The organism is Calothrix sp. FACHB-168 (assembly GCF_963889195.1).
Taxonomy (GTDB): Bacteria; Cyanobacteriota; Cyanobacteriia; order Cyanobacteriales; family Nostocaceae; genus Aulosira; species Aulosira anomala_A.
This window is the reverse complement of the sequence record NZ_CAWPNJ010000010.1, coordinates 102,901-121,187: the sequence shown is the minus strand read 5'-3', so window position 1 is coordinate 121,187 and position 18,287 is coordinate 102,901. Positions and strand designations below refer to the sequence as shown.

Genomic DNA, 18,287 nt, shown 5'->3' with positions numbered 1-18,287 from the left:
TAGGTCTTGCCTTTCCCTTGTCTTGGCGGTAACTTCTGAACTATTGTGCAAGTAGATTCAGCGCAGATGGCGGGAGGTACAAACATGGGATTAGCTGGATTAAGAATTGTATTAGTCGAGCCAGCTGGCCCCTTAAACCTGGGTGCGATCGCGCGGGTAATGAAAAATTTTGGACTGAATCAGCTAGTTATCGTCAATCCCCAATGCGATCGCCTGTCGCCAGATGCGATGAAAATGGCGGTTCATGCTAAGGAAATTTTAGAATCTGCGGTAGTTGTGCAGACATTACCGGAGGCTTTGCAAGGATGTGTCAGGATCATAGCCACCACTGGTAGAGTTAGCAGTTGGGAAATTCCTTTAGAAAACCCGCGCACAGCTTTACCTTGGTTGCTCGAAGAACCAGAAAAACCAGTAGCCTTAATTTTTGGCAGAGAAGACAGAGGATTAAGCAACGAAGAATTAAATTATGCACAGAAGTTCGTGCAGATTCCCACCCATGAAAGTTATCAATCTTTGAATTTAGCAACGGCTGTGGGTATTTGCTGTTATGAATTAGCACAATTAACAGCGCAACCAGTAAATGAGTCTACAACATCCCCAGAACTCGCATCTTGGGAGATGCTAGAAGCCTATTATCAACAATTAGAATCTTTACTGCTCAAAATTGGTTATCTTTATCCGCATACAGCAACTAGCAGGATGGAAAAATTTCGCCAATTATATAACCGTACACAGCTGCAAACAACTGAAGTAGCAATGTTAAGAGGTATTTTGCGGCAGATAGAATGGGCGATTCTTAATAATCGTCAATAATTGGTATGGGGCATAGGGCATAGGGCATGGGGCATGGGGCATTGGGCAATAATAATTGAGTTGTTGTTACTTGTGTCCCTGATATTGCGCAATTAAGGAAAGGAACTTACGTTAATATGTACCCATTCACCCTCCCAAAATAGATAATATAGCTTAAACTAAACACAAAAATGCTACTTACTGGCAAAAAGTGAATTCAATATAAAAGTATTAAAGTACTTGAGGAGTGAGTTTTGGGTCGGGAGTCAGCAGGAAAACCATCAAGTGGGTCACAAGGAGTAGCGGTGTCAGAATCAAGTGACAAACTCAGAGCTTTCTCGCGGCGTCCAACCGGAAACCGCAGCCAACGTCCAAGGCGTAAAGTGCAAAAAGAGGAAGCAAAGAAAGCCAAAGCGCCTAATCAAAAGCGTGGCGTTGCGAAAGAAGCGCAAATTACATATATAACCAAGCCTGTTAATTCTTCCTCAATGGCGACTGGGGTATCCAGGTCAAAAAATGCGTCAAAAACTGGACTGGTAATGCCGGCGGCGGTCAAACCCATACCGAGAACAAGGGTAGCAGCTCCTCAAGTACAATCTGGTACTGTGAAGATGAAGACAGTACGGGTAGATCCGCGATCGCCTAGAGGTAGTAGAACTACAGTGCGATCGCGTAAAACACGTTTAAAGCCAATGGCCAGAACTTTGTTGTACACCATGCGCTTGTTAATTGTGGGAGTTGGTATCGGCGCAATTATGGGGACGCTGCTATCGGTGTTAGACCCCGCTACGCGCATGGCTCCTAATCCATCAGCACCAGCTAATACCAATGTCGGACAATCCCAAAACCAAAATAATCCCAATGGGGGAACGCCAGCAGGATTAAATTTATCTCAGGAAAATTTCCAGTTAAAAAGCGCCGTACAAAATCTTATAGTAGCCAATCCAAATCTCACACCGGGAGTGATGTTAGTAGACTTGGATACAGGTATTTATGTAGATATCAATAGTAATGCTAGCTTTCCCGCAGCTAGTACCATTAAAATTCCCATTTTAGTAGCTTTTTTCCAAGATTTGGATGCAGGAAAAATCCGCCTTGATGAAATGCTGACCATGCAGCAACAAATGATCGCAGGTGGTTCTGGTAATATGCAATACAAGCCAGCCGGAACTAAATTTAATGCTTTAGAAGTCGTCAGCAAGATGATTACCATCAGCGACAATACAGCTACAAATATACTGATTGCGCGACTGGGAGGTATAGAATCGCTGAATCAACGGTTCCGCAGTTGGGGTTTGATAACTACAGCTATTCGCAATCCACTTCCAGATTTACAAGGGACAAATACAACTAGTCCCAAGGAATTAGCCACATTAATGGCGATGGTACATCAAGGGAATTTGGTGAGTATGCGATCGCGCGATCGCTTGCTGGATATTATGCGCCAAACCCAAAGAGATGAGTTATTACCATCGGGTTTAGGAGCAGGTGCTACCATTGCTCACAAAACAGGCGACATCGGCACAATGCTAGCAGATGCGGGTTTAGTTGATATCCCAACAGGCAAACGCTACATAGCCGCAGTGATGATCCAAAGACCTAACAACGACTCCCGTGCGCAAAAATTAATTAGTGCAATTTCTCGCACAGCTTATCAACAATTTAGCCAAAATAATCTCGCACCCAATAGCGCAGTACCAAATAACACAGCACCCATACCTGCAAACAATATACCCACAAATACTATGCCGGTAAATACTATGCCGGTAACAGGTTATCAGTCACCGATGATGGCTCCGACTGTACCCATGAATAGTTACCCACCCCCAGTGATGACTCCTTATCCTAACGGTATGGTTAACCCTATGCCTAACACTGTTTACCCATCATCGCCAATGATGAACCCCACATATTATCCACCCAGGTAATGTTGACTATTGACTGTTGACTATTGACTGTTGACTATTGACTGTTGACTATTGACTGTTGACCATTGACTGTTGACCATTGACCATTGACCAACAAGATAATGAAGTATGAAAAAAAGGATAAGTAATTACCCTCAAGGTTGAAAATGAGAATGGAAAGCTTGATTTTCCATTTTATTTTCAATACCTTACCTTTCATCCTTCATTTAACATGGAACCAACTACACCCACAATCGAATTTTTTGCTGGACTTAGTGAAGAACTAAGTAATGTCAGTTTGCGGCGGGAAGTCCGCACCGGGAAACGCATTGTTGTGATGTTCTTTGAAAAGTTGCAAGCGTTAGAAGGGTTGAATAGCTTTACTAAACCGTCTTTAAATTCCTTACGATTAACTGATGAAGAAGGCGAAATTAATGTGACACCTTCTTCTACACGCTTCATTTTTGGTGGTGATGAAGGCGATGAACTCAAGAAAGTTGAATGTAAATTTGAAATTGAGCAAGACGATAGTTGGGAAAGATTTATGCGATTTATGTATCGCTATGCTGACGCTAATGGAATGGAGTATGGCGAACGTTAAATTTTGTAGTTAAATTGCGATCGCATAATCAAACTCAAACGCTATTAGCAGACACTTGTCACAATAATTCGTAATTCGTAATTATCACCCCAGAGATAAATCCCCAGGAGTGAATCATAAATTAAGGGGCTTGTACCTAAAATTAATTGATGCATCATTCAGGATTAATTATTGAATTGTTAATGATGAATTACGAATTAATATTTATTTGACTTACGAAACTGCAAACTCTGTAAGTTTCCTTTGTTCCAGGTTTCTAAAACCTAACACAATCTGCTCTTTAGGAATTCCCGCCGCCACTAAATCTACAGCAACACCATCTTCTGTACCATCATGCTGAATCCAAAGTTTACAATCAACCATGTTGATGTGTAGCAAATTTCCGTATATACGATAACCATTTTGCCAGCCAGCTTCTACTAAAAGATAGCGATCGCGCTCTCTATCGAAAACTAATTCTATTTCAACATCCTCATCACTACCTAAAAAATCAGCATAATCTTGCAGAACTTTTTCAATAATATTTCTGTACTGAGCTTTTAGTGAATCCATCGGATAATTTCCTCCTTTAATGTATCGAAGGTAACTAAACGTATAATGCCATCTTCTATTAAAGTTTGACCTGCTTCTTCTTCAAAAACTCTCTTGCGGGTATCTTCACTGACTGCCAGATAGAGGATATATTCGGGATAGTAGCGTGTTAACAAACGAGAGTAAAGAACAAATTGACTAACCGCTTCTTCCAAATCTTTCATATCTGAAGGACGGCTGAAACTTTTTACTTCAACCGCTATCCTTTCAAATCCTCTTTCTGCGGCTAGTAATCGTTTTGCACCTAAATCAACAAAGAGATTTTTACCGCGTGCTAGACGAATTCGTAATGGATCGTGGGTAATTGTCCAGCCATCTTTTATCAAAGCATTTTTGACTGTATCGTGATAGATATCTTTAGCAGGCATAGTAACTCTATTGTACTGCAACGCGATCGCATCTCTCGCTTCAAGAAAGATTCCCTACTCTACAATAAAAGCGATCGCTTGTTCAGGGAGATATTATGTTTTTTGATATCGCATTCCTGGAAGCTGGGTAACTAAACCCATTAATTCTAACTGTAGTAAAGCGCTAGAAACTGAGCCTGTATTCAAGCCAGTTTTTTGCACAATAAAATCAAAAGGTAAGGCATCACAGGCTAAAGTATCTATTACCTGTTGCAATTCTGGCGCTAAATTTGGCAAAGTTAATTGTTGAGGTGCTGATGATTCTGTAACTGCATCTAATTTTGGTATTGCTCCCAGCATTTTTAACAGTTCATCAAGTTCTTTAAGAATTATGGAAGCGCCTTGATTAATTAATTTTAAACAGCCTTGAGATGGTAAATCGTCTAATCTCCCAGGTAATGCATAAACATCTCTACCAAAATCATTAGCGTAGGTAGCAGTAATTAGCGCGCCTGATTTTAAAGGTGCTTCTATGACTAAAATCGCCCGACTCAAACCTGCAATAATGCGATTGCGGCGAGGAAAATGACTGCGATCTGGTGGAGTTTTGGCGGGATATTCACTCACTACTAATCCTGAAGTCAAAATCTGTTTGTACAAATCTCGATTTTTCGGTGGATAGATGATATCGACACCTGTACCTAAAACTGCGATCGTTCTTCCACCTGCTTTCATCGTCGCTAGGTGACTTTCGGTGTCAATTCCCTCAGCCATTCCCGAAACTACTGTGAAGCCGTTTTTGGCTAAAGCTGTGCTAATTTGGCGAGTCCAACGGATACCATAATCTGAAGGTTGACGAGTCCCGACAATTCCGACTAAAGGTGTGTTTCCCAGATTTTCTTGTAATTCTACTTCCCCGCGATAGTACAAACTTGCAGGGGGACTGGGTGTTTCTAACAGCAAGCGGGGATAATCTGCGTCTGCTGGTGTCCAAAAATGGGGGTTTTCTGCTTGGTGCTTGAGGAGTAATTGCTCTGGATTGAGACGCGATCGCTGTTTTACTACCTTTTCTAATGTCTGCGCCCCAAAACCCTCTACCTGAGCCAATTCCGCAGCAGTAGCTTTCCAAGCTGTCGCCAGCGTACCAAAATGCTGTTGCAAGCGCCTGAGCAATACAGGGCCAATCCCGGAAATTTCCGCCCAAGCTAACCAATACGCCCGTTCTTCTGCCATTTTTCATCCTCACACGCCTTGATTGAGTATTCCCAATCAGACATGAAGATTTTAACCACAGTAGTAATTAATCCTCAGAACCTGTACTTAAAATGGCGAGAGTCTGCAAATCTGGGACTTCTAAATCAGCCTGAGCAACTACTGGTAAACTAGCACCAGCGCCTTCTTTCCCTGCTCTGCGATTTACCCAAACTGTTGATATTCCTAAAGATTTTGCTGGCACAATATCATGATAAATACTGCCAGCTACATGTAATATTTGTTCTTGAGGTAGATTAATTCTCTCCATCGCCACTGTAAAATTATTCAGCGATGGTTTATAGCTTTTTACCTGCTCTGCGGTAATAATCCAGTCAAATTCTACTTCTAAATGTTGTGCAGAAAAAGCAAAGAGATTATCATCGACATTGGAAATAATTGCCAGTTTATATTTCTGCTTCAGCGCTTTCAAGGCTTTAACTGTATCGGGAAACGGTAACCAATCCTGAATCGAATCAGCCAGCGCATATAATTCTTCATTAAAAAGAACAAAGTTAAAATGTTCGCCACATTTCTGAAGTACCCTTTTCAGCACTTCCCGATAAGTGAAATATTCTCCTTGCTGAATTGCAGACTCAAATTGGGCAAATAATTGCAGAATATTTTCCTCACCTAAGTTATGCCCTTTAGCAGATAAAATCGGCTTGATTGCTGATAAAATACCACTTTCCCAATCAATTAGCGTACCGTAACAATCAAATGTTAAAACTTGGATTTGGTTAAAGTCAATCAATTTATCTACTCTCTACTATTTAATGGTGTTTTAGATTTGACATAGTAAAATTTGGTAAAAATCTGATTATGGTTTGGTAATATTTATAGTTATAATATTTAGGCGATCGCCTTTAGCAACCTCTACTGAGTCTCAACACTTTCACAAAATATCTTAACCTAAATTTTTACCAATTTTAACTCAATCTTTGCTAATCCTGTCAGTCTTAATAAGAAGATTGTGATGTTAATATGCTAAGATACGGTATTCCGATTGGAGTTAAGATGTATTTGTCCCATCACCCCAGAGACAAAATCAAAATTAGAGTTTTTGAAAAAATTAAATCGGATAGCGATAGATAGCAGAAATTAGGGAAATTGTGTTGCAGAATTCCCTGAATAACGCTGTGTGAATAAATCTCAGAATAGATGCTTCTCTGGTTTTAGTGAGTAGCATTTTGCTATAGCCACTGTTCTAGCAACTTTCTAAAAGTTTCGTAATTACGAATTGATGTGAGCAGTGTCTACATCTTGAGTATGACATCTGCATTTTTGCTTTGGAGTTTTCTTAATTCGATGTGAGGAGTACAAATGTTAGAGGCGATCGCAGTTGCTTGGCTATTATTGTTTTTTGGTGATTTATTATCAACTTTTGTTTACCACGTTCCCGAGCATGTTTTTGGTAGCCTCCACTTAAAAACCCATCATTCTTGGAAGAAAGACTTTCGCCATTATGCGATTTTGACTTTAAATACCCAAGTTTTATTAGATGGAATTTTGGGTGCTTTACCTTATTTATTAATGGCTTTGATTTTGTGGTCTTTTTCCCCAATTGGCGTGATTTCTGGGCTGATTTTAGGTCAATTGCATGTATGGTGGAGACATATTAGTGTTCTGGATTGGAAAACACCAAAATTTGTCACTATTTTGTGCCAAATTCTCTTTATTACTACTCCTGAAAGACATTGGTTACACCATCAAAAAACAAACCAAGGTTTCGGAGATATCTTCACTTTTTTTGAACAACCTTCACTTGTTTGGATGCGTTGGTTACGTCTACTCAGACTGCATTTTCGTTACTCGCGTATCTAGCAAATAATATTGGCGACATAGCAAATATTGAAGAAGGACATGGCACTGCCATGTCCCTAAAATCTGTCGTATTCTTTTTAAATTGGTATGAATAAACCGCAGAGGACGCAGAGGACGCAGAGGAATAAGAGATTGAGAAATTTTGTGCGTAATTCCTAGTAATGAACACTGGAGTTTTAAAGGCAGAGGACAGGCTTTTGCTTTATGCCCTCTGCGTTTCTCGATAATTAACTAGCGACAACTTCAGCTTTTTCTTTGACAGGTACTACATAGGGTGTTTCTGTACCTTGTGCGAGATATTCTGCTAGCTGGCTTTCAATTTGATCGCGGACAATTTGACGATATTCGTGAAAATGCTCGTTATGGGCACAAGCAGAAATATAATGCTCGGCTACTCCTGGGTTACGCTTGATAATGCTAAACAAGTGATGCCAGAATTTCCAACGAGTTTCGCGTTTAATACCTTGTCGCCAAATTACAATCAATAGTGCTTTAATCACTACCAATTCTGGCCATTTAAATGGCGCTTTCCAACGTGGCGCACCCATCATTAAAAAGCAGCGATAAGTCCGATCCAAATATTTGACGGGGTCGTATAAAGCACAGAAGGCTTCAATATATTCTCTAGCAATCTCTTCTAGAGGACGGGTAGGTACAAAGTTCATCAAAGTAGTTTGGTTGATGTTCCCGTCTGTGTTTTCCCGTAATCTACCTTCTTTTTTCAGGCGATGCCACAAGGCTGTATTAGGTAGCGCTTGTAACATAGCGAAGGTAGTAGAAGGAATGGCAGCTTGTTCCGCAAACCGGACAATGCGATCGCCTGCACCTGCTTTTTCCCCATCAAAACCGATGATAAACCCAGCCATTGGGCGCAATCCAGCTTTAACGATAGTTTGCACCGCATCGGTGAGGGAACTACGGGTATTTTGAAACTTTTTCGTCAGTTGTAAGCTATCTTCATCTGGGGTTTCAATCCCTAAAAATACCGCAGAGAAACCAGAATCAACCATCAACTCTAGTAATTCCGTGTCTTGTGCTAAATCAATGGAAGCTTCAGTATCAAAGCGGAAGGGATATTGATGTTCTTCCATCCAGACTTTTAACTCTTTGAGCAACAATTTCACATTGCGCTTGTTACCGATAAAGTTATCGTCAACCATAAACACGCCCCGTCGCCAACCCAATTCATAAAGGTAATCTAATTCGGCTAACAATTGGGCTGGGGTTTTGGTACGCGGTTTGCGACCATAGAGAACAATAATGTCACAAAATTCGCACTGGAACGGACACCCGCGCGAAAACTGCACGGACATCATATCGTAAGCATTTAGTTCTAATAAATCAAAGCGGGGTACTGGTGTGGTGGTGACATCTGGCTTTTCGCTGGTGCGGAAAGTTCCCGAAGTCTCACCCCGTTGTACCGCTTCCACAAACATCGGTAAGGTAATTTCCCCTTCATCAAGGATGAGAAAATCTGCGCCGACATTTTGCACTTCATGGGGTGTAGAGGTGGGATAGGGGCCGCCCACAGCTACTAACTTACCACGCCGCTTTGCTTCTTGAATTTGGTCGAGTAAGTCCTGTTTTTGGACAATCATGGCGGAGAAAATGACTATATCAGCCCAAGCCCATTCTGCTTCGGTAGCTGGGCGAATATTGCGATCCACAAGCTTATATTCCCATTCTTGAGGGAGAATCGCCGCCACTGTGACTAAACCCAAAGGTGGTAACAAAACCTTGCGATCGACTAAGTCCAAAATTTTCTCGTAAGACCAAAAAGTTTTTGGAAATATTGGATACACCAGCAGGACTCGCATACAGTATCAACCCTCACACTTTGATTGTTATCCCACTTTAACGAAAATTAAGACTTCTTGACTTTTTATCTTAGCGGGTTCAGCTATTTATTCAATCTTTGTTCTCACGCATTCGACGAAGTCGTTCTCGCAGAGTAGACGCAAAGGCGCAAAGAAGAATATAAGAAAGTGGTCTAAAATATGAGTAAAAAGGTTCCAAGCAAAGGTTAGATTTTTATGGCTCTTAGGTCTTGATTTATCATCCAGATTTTACTTACTGATGTGGTAGCAGTTAATCTCGATATGATTCAAAGCTGATAATTTCGGATAAACCGTGATATTCTCTGATTATTTCTGAACATTAAGTAGGTTTAATTTCTAAATTAAAACAAATTTATATTATTGTTATTCACCTATCAGCAGTAAAAACAGCACAGGCGATCGACTCCACAATTCACACAAAAAATTAAGGGTTTAGCAATGCTAAACCCTTACAATCATTTAGAATAAAGATGCGATCGCACCTGACAAAGTAATTAAGATAACTCCCTCTGATTTACAAGTTAAAAAAATAGTGAGGGTATGTCTACTTAAGTTATCGGTTTCTTAGTTTCCAATAAGCTTGAATAGGACTTATGGAGTTATCACGGTTGTAAGTGTGACCTTTGTGAACTTCTAGATGCAAGTGCTGATTCATCCATCCTGTTTTTTTATCTGGATTGAGATATGCGCCATCAAAAACTGTACCAATAATAGTTCCGGCTTCTACACGCTTACCAATATCCACAGAGTAGTTTTCTAAATGTCCATAAATCCAAAGATTCCCATCATCTCCTTCAACACCGATAAAGAAATTACCAGTAGTGGGACCAATTATCCTAGTTTTACCACCAACTACTGTTTTCACTTGATTACCAGCGAGTCCAGCCATGTCAATACCATAATGAGTGCCAGAGTAGTTAGTCGTATCAAAGTATCCAGCAGTCATAGCCTTATAAGAACCGAAAATCCCATTTGAAAGATCAGAGTAAATTTGCTTGACAGATGTAAGACTTTCCCCATTTTGAGTATTGCCATCAAAGAATAAATTATCACGGCTTTGATATTTCCAATCAGCATCACTTAGGGTAGAAAGCTCACGGTAGTAACCAGCATAAATCTTCAAGCTGCTAATCCGATCGTTCCAATCATTACCAACGTAAAGTGTAGAGCTATTTAAAACAACTTTTTGTCCACCAAAATTAATATGTTCATAGCCTTCAACTACCCATCCTTTAGGAATCTCAATGGATGAAATGAAATCATTCCAGTTACCTTCTGAACCATTACTAAAATTCAGCAAGCTGCTATACTCTCCAGCCGCTAATGTCTTTGCATTACCACCAAAATTAGCATGTTGATAGATAGTCGGTGCTTGATAAATCTTCAAACTGGTAATTTTATCATTAGAGTCATTACCTACATAAGATTTTGAGCTATCAAAAACATATTTTTGTCCACCAAAATTAATATGTTCATAGCCTTCAACTATCCATCCCTTAGGAATTTCAATGGATGAAATGAAATCATTCCAGTTACCTCCTGAACCATTACTTAAACTCAGCAGGCTACTATAGTCTCCAGGCGCTAATGTTAGGACATTTCCCCCAAATTTGTCATGTTCGTAAAAAGTTGGTACTTGGTAAACTTTTAAACTACTAATCTTATCATTCCAATCATTACCTACATAAGATTTTGAGCTATCAAAAATAACTTTTTGTCCGCTAAAATTAATATCTGCATAGCCTTCAACTATCCATCCTTCGGGAATATCAATAGAGGAAATGAAATCATTCCAATTACCACCTGAAGCGGTATCAAAAAACAGGTTTGTATACTCTCTAGCCTCTAATGTTTTAATTCGTCCACCAAAATTAGCGTGTTCATAAATAGTTGGGCTAGAGTTTCCACCCTCGAAATAAAATTCTTTTCCTGTTAGACTTAGTCCTGTTACACCTTGTAAAAGAGCAACAAGTTCATTACTACCATCCACACAAATTTGTGTATTTGAACCAACAGTAACTAAACGATAGCCATAAGCCTGATTGCTATTAGATTTAGTAAATCCTAACTTCTTCAAATGAATTACATCTTCACCGCGAATAAAATCAGTAATCACTGCATAATCAGAATTTTTACTTTTGTCATAAAAAATATTGCTGGCATCACCTAGAATAAATCTATCTGAACCATTTCCACCACTCAGCGTATCTCTCTCAGTGCTACTAAATCCATAACCATAAAGGATGTCGTTACCATCATCACCGTTTAATTGATCGTTACCTTTTTCACCCCAGAGTTTATCATCGTTTCCACTACCCCAAATTTTGTCATCACCATTCCCTCCATTCAATTCATCATTACCGCTATCTCCTACTAATTGATCGTTACCGTCTTCACCCCATAATTTATCATCTTGATTACCACCCCAGAGTTTGTCATCATTGCCACCACCTCTGAGTTCATCATTACCATCATCCCCTCTTAATTCATCGCTACCATCTTCACCCCAGAGTTTGTCATCATTGTTTCCACCCCATAATTTGTCATCATTTCCGCCTCCATAAATTGAATCTTTGCCGTCGTTTCCATAGAGAGAATCATTGCCGTTATAACCGTATATTTGATCGCTATCTTTAGTGCCATAGCTAGTATTATTTCCCGAATCACCACGAATCAATTGTTGCTCTATAAAAATAATTTTTTCATTCAGGAAAATCTTGGCATGATCATCTTCAATTTTTAATGCTGACAATTCCTCATGACTGATACTCTGTCCCCAAACTAATCTTGAGAAAATATCCCCTTCATCTCCAGCAGCATCTTGCACATTAATTTGTGAATCTAAATAATGACCAAATTCTTCTAATAAAACTCCTTTAATTGCTTCAAAATTATCTACATTATCAGCTACAAATTCCTGAGATAAATAAATGGTATTATTTTCTTTTGCATAAGCTCCATTAAAGTTTTGACCTGATACTAACTCTATATGAGGCGCTTGAGTAAAGTTATTTTGTGCAAACTGATTCAGCAAATTATCAGCAGTAACGTGGTTATAATCAAACCCAAAAGCAACTCCCATAATATTATCGAGTTGAGGGTTATTTGCTAAACCTGTTAAAATGTCTTTGGTAGAATCAATTGCCCGATAAACTGTAGTAATAATCTGCACTACACTACCAGGAATAAAATCTATTGCTGATTTGGTGTTAGCTTGGTATTGCGAAGGGTCAAATGATGTTTCACCTACTAACACAAAACGTTTTTGCAAACTCAATTCTGTCACATCCGTGAATAAAGGATTCACCAAAGCATCAATTCTTTCTAACCCAGAATTAGAATGCTGAAAATCCTGATGGTTGCTGAGAATTAGCTCATCCATTGTTATTTATATTTTGTAAAAACTTAATTGTTCATGTTTACTATTATTGTTTTTTTAAAAGAAAAGCTCTAGAAGATTATTACGCAAATATATTATAAATTTCTGTGAAACTACCTAGTAGTTCACCGTGCTAATACGGCTATGATTTCAGAGAAAAAAACAGAAATCCTCTGTTTAACCACCTTTTGGCAATCAAAACTAAGAAAAATAAATGTGGATTGGGTTAAATGGAGTAAAATTCACAATAACAAGTTTTTGGGCTGTGGGCTGTTGTTCTTTAACCCAGCCTCAGTCAACACTTGTTATAGACTCCTTGCTCATCAATACAAGCAGACAGCGCACTCCACGAGTAACAAAAAAATTAAGCTTTAGCAATGCTAAAGCCCTAAAATAATTTATATAAAATCGGTATTTTAAATTTGGCTAACAGGACTTTTCACGCCGCTAATTTTTAACACATCACTCATGGTTGCACAGTAATTTGGTAGTCCAAAACTGGTGGGATTGATAACTTTATCGTAAGTGAAATGTCGATAATGCATACAGAATCTATCCCAAGCAGCCATCTGAATGCGGAAGACAGCAATAATCAAATTTGCCAATGATAAGGATAGAGGAATGCGAAAATATATCTTTTTCCCCAGATAGGTACAGACTTGTTCTACTGCTTGATTGACTGTTAATTGTTCTTGACCTAAAACAAATCTGCGAGGTTCCCGTTCTGTGGGAGGATTATCTATTAAATAGCGGATTGTGGTGGCTATATCTTTTCCGTGAATAAAGTGAAAACTGCCATCGGCTTGCAAAAACTTAATTAAATTTACATATTTTGTCACTTCAGGAATCCCCGATGTTACAGCAGAGTAGGGCTTGTTAGCATCGCCGCCTAATACTACAGTAGGAAAAACAGTGGTAATTTTCGGTGCGATCGCTAATTTTGGTAGTTGCTGCAAACACTGATATTTAGAACTGACGTAATCTGTGCCAATTTCGCCGGCTTCTTTAAGGGGTTGATTGTGGCGATCTAAAACACTGGCGGTAGAAAAATAGATGACTTGTTCGCATTTTTCCGGATCTAGCAGCTTCAGCAATTCTAGTGTTTTATTAACATTAATATTAAATGTTTCCTCACCGCCCCAAGCTGTCGCTGTTAACACCGCAGTATCAATTGTTGATAGCAAGTCAGCAAACTGGCTAATTTGCAACATATCACCTTGCAACACGGTGATACCAGAACGCGCCTGAGTATTAACTGTTAGCTTGTTTGGATTCCTAACTAGTAAATATAATTCGTAATCTGTTTCTTGAATTAAGGCTTCAGCTATGTAGTGACCGATACAACCACTTGCACCAGTCACTAAAATCCGTTTCTGGGTCATAAATATTTTTAAGTTTTATTTATTTAAGTTTATTTATATTAGTTGCTGCTATTGAATTTTTAGTTCCCAATGGAGCGATTAATTAAGCGTTGGCTGAAAAGCATAAATAAATGCGTCAATCATCAGTTATTAATTATCAACTAACAACTGACAACTGACGACTGTACAGATGCGATTAATCGCGGATTGTACAGACGCGATTAATCGCGTCTCTAACAACTGACTAAACCAATACATTCAGTTGCTTTGCGGTTTCAAAGAAGAAAGCGACATTTTCTTCTGGAGTTTCTGGTAGTACACCATGACCGAGGTTAAGAATATGACCCCAATTACCAGCTTTGCGAACGGTATCGAGAATGCGATCGCGGATAAACGCTTTAGAACCAAATAATACACCAGGGTCAAGATTTCCCTGTACTTTCACGTGTTTACCCAATCTGGCTCTAGCATCTGCCATATCTACAGCCCAGTCTACAGTCACAACATCTGCACCAGATTTTGCCATTCTCTCTAATACACCAGCACTACCGCTAACCAGCAAAATTAACGGTGTATCGGGATGGGTTTGTTTGACTTGTTCAAACACCCGTTTTTGATAGGGAAGGGCAAAGGTGTCATAATCTTGAGGACTTAATTGACCAGCCCAAGAGTCAAACATTTGCACAACTTGAGCGCCACAGTCAATTTGGTAGCGGGCGTAAACTGCGATCGCATCTGCGAGTTTTGCTAAAAACTGATGCAGAATTGTCGGGTCAGAAAACGCCATATTCTTGATAATCGAGTAGGTTTTAGAACCTTTACCCTCGACTGCGTAAGCAGCTAATGTCCAAGGCGCACCGACAAAGCCTAATACCGTTGATTGATTCCCTACCTCTTGACGCAACGCCTGCAATATGGTTTTGATAAACGGCAGGGATGCTTCAGGCTCGAAGGGACGCAGGTTATCAACTTGTTCTTGAGTGCGAATGGGCGAGTGAATAATTGGCCCTTTACCTTCAGCAATGTCCATGTCAATGCCTAAACCAGGCAATGGCGTTACAATGTCGGAGAATAAAATTACCCCGTCTGGTTGAAAGGCTCTCCAAGGCTGTAGGGATACCTCAATTGCTACTTCGGGAATTTCTGAGCGATCGCGGAAAGAAGGATACTTCTCCCTTAAATCTCGATATGCTTTCATGTATCTTCCCGCTTGCCGCATCATCCATACAGGAGGACGGTCTACTATTTCACCGCGAGCCGCCATGAGGAGTCTAGGAGCTGTTGAGGAAACACCCATTTAACACTTCATCCTAAGTCACTTTTTTATGCCACTGTTTAGCTTATCATTCCGAGATTACGCTTTTTCAGGAAGCTATCTCACCTCATAGATGCCAACTCAATCATTCCATCATTGAGAACCTGCAACAGCCGAAAATCAAAGTCTTTTGACTTTTAATTTTTCTCAAGCGGTATTAGTATCTGCTTAACTTAACTTTATATATCAGTTATATGTCAGCTGATTCCCCAACTTCCGCTCCTGCTCCAGCCAATCAGAACGCTGCCAAACTTGGAAAGTTTTTGATCCCGCGTTCTCAAACTCAAAATTTCCTGATCAAGTTTACCTGCATCACCTGTTTGGGATGGGTTGTAGGTGGCTTTGCTAGTATAGCTGCGGAAAATCTGCTCAATCAGTTATCACCAGATTTTATTCCAGATCCGCAAATCTGGAATTTTTTAGTCAGCTTTGTCAGCAGCATCGTCTTTGCTTTAATTTTCGCCGCCGATCAAGCGCTGGTAATTCGTCCCTATATCCCCGGCTGGTGGTGGTTACTAGCTACCACCATCGGTTGGCAAATTGCGAGCAGCGTTTCTACAGCCTGGATTAACTATATCAACTCTCTTGCTGCATCCTTTAACGAAAATTTACCACCGGAAGCTGTGGTGATTGTTGGTGGTTTATCTACATTGGCTTATATTATTTCTGGCGTTTGGCTGGGATTTTGTCAGTGGCTAGTGTTGCGACGCTACACCCTCAACTGTTGGTGGTGGAATTTTCTTCCAGCCGTTTGCTTCTTCTTCATCAGTACTTTAATTTGGCTGCTTTCTTTATTGCAAAATTTTATTCCCGAAGCTAGCCGGACTTCGATATTGTATTGGAATGGGCAAGGATTTACAGCTTTTATTCTGGGATTTATTCCCGCAATTGGCTTGTGTACTTTAAAAAGAAAGCAAAACCCCAAATCTGTAAATTCTAGCTCATCTTAAGCTTACTAAGCAGTCAATTGCTGCCGATTATTGATAATGTCTCAGGATAATTTTGTACCCAATATTACTAAACCACCAGTTGCCAACAAACAGCCAGAGGAGTTGGAGTTACATGGCGATCGCCGCATTGACAACTACTTTTGGCTGCGGGATGATGAAAATCCCCAAGTTATTGCTTATTTAGAAGCTGAGAATACTTATACTGCGGCGATGATGCAACACACGCGATCGCAGCAAACTAAACTTTATCAGGAAATGTTGGCACGGATTAAAGAAACTGACCTTTCAGTGCCATACCGCAAAGATGAATACTACTATTATATCCGTACAGAAGAAGGTAAAGATTATCCTATTTATTGCCGCAAATACGGTAGTTTAGAAGCACCAGAAGAAGTGCTGTTAGATGAAAATGAACTCGCCAAAGGACATGAGTTTTTTAGCTTAGGTGTATTTGAGATTACTCCCAATCATCAAATTTTAGCTTACTCAGTTGATACCTGTGGCTCTGAGCAATATACACTGTATTTTTTAGATTTAAATACTCATGAATTAGCCCCTGAAACTATTCCCGATACTTATTTTTCTGTGGCTTGGGCTAACGATAATCAAACAATATTTTATACTACACTTGATGATGCTAATCGTCCTTATCAGCTATTACGCCATACTTTAGGAACTGATGTTGAAGACGATGTATTAATTTATGAAGAACTTGATGATATTTACCATTTATATGTAGATAAAACCCGCAGTCAAGCTTATATTTTCATGCTGTTAAGAAGCAGCATCACCACAGAAGTTCATTATTTAGATGCAAATCATCCTGAAGGCGATTGGCAGTTAATTCACCCCCGCACTACAGGGATGGAATATGAAGTCGATCATCACAGCGATTACTTTTATATTGTAACTAACGATGAAGCTACCAATTTTAAATTAGTCAAAACATTAGTCACTGCACCCAGTAAAGAAAATTGGCAACCTGTAATTCCTCATCAAGCAGATGTATTATTATCAGGCATTAGTTTATTTGCCAATCATTTAGTAATTTATGAACGAAAAGGTGGTTTAGAAACTGCCAGAATCAGAAACCTGACAACAGAAGAAGAAAGTAATATTACTTTTCCTGAACCTACCTATGAATTTTACGAAGGTAGTAACCCAGAATTTAATACAAATATTTTACGTTTCCATTACACCTCGTTTATTACCCCGCAATCTGTTTTCGACTACAACATGGAAACAAATGAGCGGGAATTGCAAAAAGAAACGGAAGTATTGGGAGGTTACGACAGAACCCAATATCAAAGCGAATGGCTGATAGCTACTGCTGAAGATGGTACAAAAGTTCCCATTTCAATTGTATATAAACGAGGAATTAAAAAAGATAGTAAAAATCCCCTGCTACTAACAGGATACGGTGCTTACGGTTCTTCTTACCCGGCTACCTTTTCCTCAAATCGCCTGACATTGTTAGATAGAGGTGTAATCTTTGCCATTGCGCATATCCGGGGTGGGGAGGAAATGGGACGACAATGGTATGAAGACGGGAAATTTTTACAGAAAAAGAACACCTTTACAGATTTTATCGCCTGTGCTGAGTATTTGATTCAAGAAAATTGGACAGAGAGCGATCGCCTAATTATTACAGGTGGTAGTGCTGGTGGTTTATTAATGGGAGCCGTTGTTAATCTGCGTCCCGAACTATTCAAAGCAGTAGTTGCTCACGTTCCCTTTGTTGATATAGTCACGACAATTCTCGATACTTCCTTACCCCTGTCAGCAATGGAATGGGAAGAATGGGGTAATCCCAACGATCCAGTGTATTACGAATACATGAAATCTTACTCGCCTTACGATAACGTTGAGGCGAAAGATTACCCAGATATGTTAATTACCGCCGGCTTAAATGATTCTCGCGTCAAATATTGGGAGCCAGCAAAATGGACAGCTAAACTCAGAGAACTCAAAACAGATAACAATATTCTCCTATTAAAAACCAACATGGGTGCAGGACATAGCGGCGCATCTGGACGTTATGAAAGCTTACGCGAACTAGCTTTTGAATACGCCTTTATTTTAGACAGATTAGGTTTAACAGAGTAAACTTTTTTGTTGACGGTTGACAATT

Annotated in this window: 14 protein-coding genes; 6 read left to right on the top strand and 8 right to left on the bottom strand. The window is 39.7% G+C overall.

Going from position 1 to position 18,287, the window contains the following annotated elements; translation table 11 throughout:
* Positions 1–84 precede the first annotated feature (84 nt).
* From AACW45_RS04380 to psb28, 3 genes are all read left to right on the top strand, one after another.
* Complete coding sequence (locus tag AACW45_RS04380) at positions 85–813, top strand: RNA methyltransferase (RefSeq protein ID WP_190631600.1); 729 nt, start codon at positions 85–87, stop codon at positions 811–813.
* A gap of 284 nt (positions 814–1,097) precedes the next feature.
* Complete coding sequence (locus AACW45_RS04375) at positions 1,098–2,720, top strand: serine hydrolase (protein WP_190631462.1); 1,623 nt, start codon at positions 1,098–1,100, stop codon at positions 2,718–2,720.
* A gap of 211 nt (positions 2,721–2,931) precedes the next feature.
* A complete protein-coding gene (gene psb28 / locus AACW45_RS04370; RefSeq protein ID WP_190631459.1) occupies positions 2,932–3,300 on the top strand; it encodes a photosystem II reaction center protein Psb28 in 369 nt (122 codons plus the stop codon).
* Positions 3,301–3,513: 213 nt separating this feature from the next.
* Here psb28 and AACW45_RS04365 read toward each other — a convergent pair whose 3' ends face one another.
* The 4 genes from AACW45_RS04365 to AACW45_RS04350 form a co-directional block, all read right to left on the bottom strand.
* Entirely contained in the window at positions 3,514–3,852 is a 339-nt protein-coding gene (locus AACW45_RS04365; protein ID WP_190631458.1) for a XisI protein, read from the bottom strand.
* Complete coding sequence (locus AACW45_RS04360) at positions 3,840–4,259, bottom strand: XisH family protein (protein ID WP_190631456.1); 420 nt, start codon at positions 4,257–4,259, stop codon at positions 3,840–3,842. Before AACW45_RS04360 ends, AACW45_RS04365 begins: the two co-directional genes overlap by 13 nt.
* Positions 4,260–4,352: 93 nt before the next feature.
* Entirely contained in the window at positions 4,353–5,471 is a 1,119-nt protein-coding gene (dprA, locus tag AACW45_RS04355; RefSeq protein ID WP_190631454.1) for a DNA-processing protein DprA, read from the bottom strand.
* Positions 5,472–5,538: 67 nt separating this feature from the next.
* A complete protein-coding gene (locus AACW45_RS04350; protein WP_190631452.1) occupies positions 5,539–6,243 on the bottom strand; it encodes a haloacid dehalogenase type II in 705 nt (234 codons plus the stop codon).
* Positions 6,244–6,812: 569 nt separating this feature from the next.
* On the opposite strand from AACW45_RS04350, the gene AACW45_RS04345 reads away from it, so the two are divergent.
* The gene (locus tag AACW45_RS04345; protein ID WP_190631449.1) at positions 6,813–7,313 is read left to right on the top strand and encodes a sterol desaturase family protein; all 501 of its coding nucleotides are present in this window, start codon (positions 6,813–6,815) and stop codon (positions 7,311–7,313) included.
* 227 nt (positions 7,314–7,540) lie between these two features.
* On the opposite strand, the gene AACW45_RS04340 is transcribed toward AACW45_RS04345, so the two are convergent.
* From AACW45_RS04340 to hemE, 4 genes are all read right to left on the bottom strand, one after another.
* Complete coding sequence (locus tag AACW45_RS04340) at positions 7,541–9,130, bottom strand: B12-binding domain-containing radical SAM protein (RefSeq protein WP_190631447.1); 1,590 nt, start codon at positions 9,128–9,130, stop codon at positions 7,541–7,543.
* Positions 9,131–9,704: 574 nt separating this feature from the next.
* A complete protein-coding gene (locus tag AACW45_RS04335) occupies positions 9,705–12,533 on the bottom strand; it encodes a peptidoglycan DD-metalloendopeptidase family protein (RefSeq protein ID WP_190631445.1) in 2,829 nt (942 codons plus the stop codon).
* A 413-nt stretch (positions 12,534–12,946) separates the two neighbouring features.
* Entirely contained in the window at positions 12,947–13,912 is a 966-nt protein-coding gene (locus AACW45_RS04330; protein WP_190631443.1) for an NAD-dependent epimerase/dehydratase family protein, read from the bottom strand.
* Positions 13,913–14,135: 223 nt separating this feature from the next.
* Positions 14,136–15,188 carry a uroporphyrinogen decarboxylase gene (gene hemE, locus AACW45_RS04325; RefSeq protein WP_190631441.1) on the bottom strand — a complete coding sequence of 351 codons (1,053 nt, stop codon included), beginning with the start codon at positions 15,186–15,188 and terminating at the stop codon, positions 14,136–14,138.
* A 212-nt stretch (positions 15,189–15,400) separates the two neighbouring features.
* Here hemE and AACW45_RS04320 point away from each other — a divergent pair, with 212 nt between their 5' ends.
* Positions 15,401–16,156: a hypothetical protein gene (locus tag AACW45_RS04320; protein ID WP_190631439.1), complete on the top strand. Its 756-nt coding sequence runs from the start codon at positions 15,401–15,403 to the stop codon at positions 16,154–16,156.
* A gap of 36 nt (positions 16,157–16,192) precedes the next feature.
* Entirely contained in the window at positions 16,193–18,262 is a 2,070-nt protein-coding gene (locus AACW45_RS04315) for a S9 family peptidase (protein ID WP_190631437.1), read from the top strand.
* Positions 18,263–18,287: the final 25 nt, after the last annotated feature.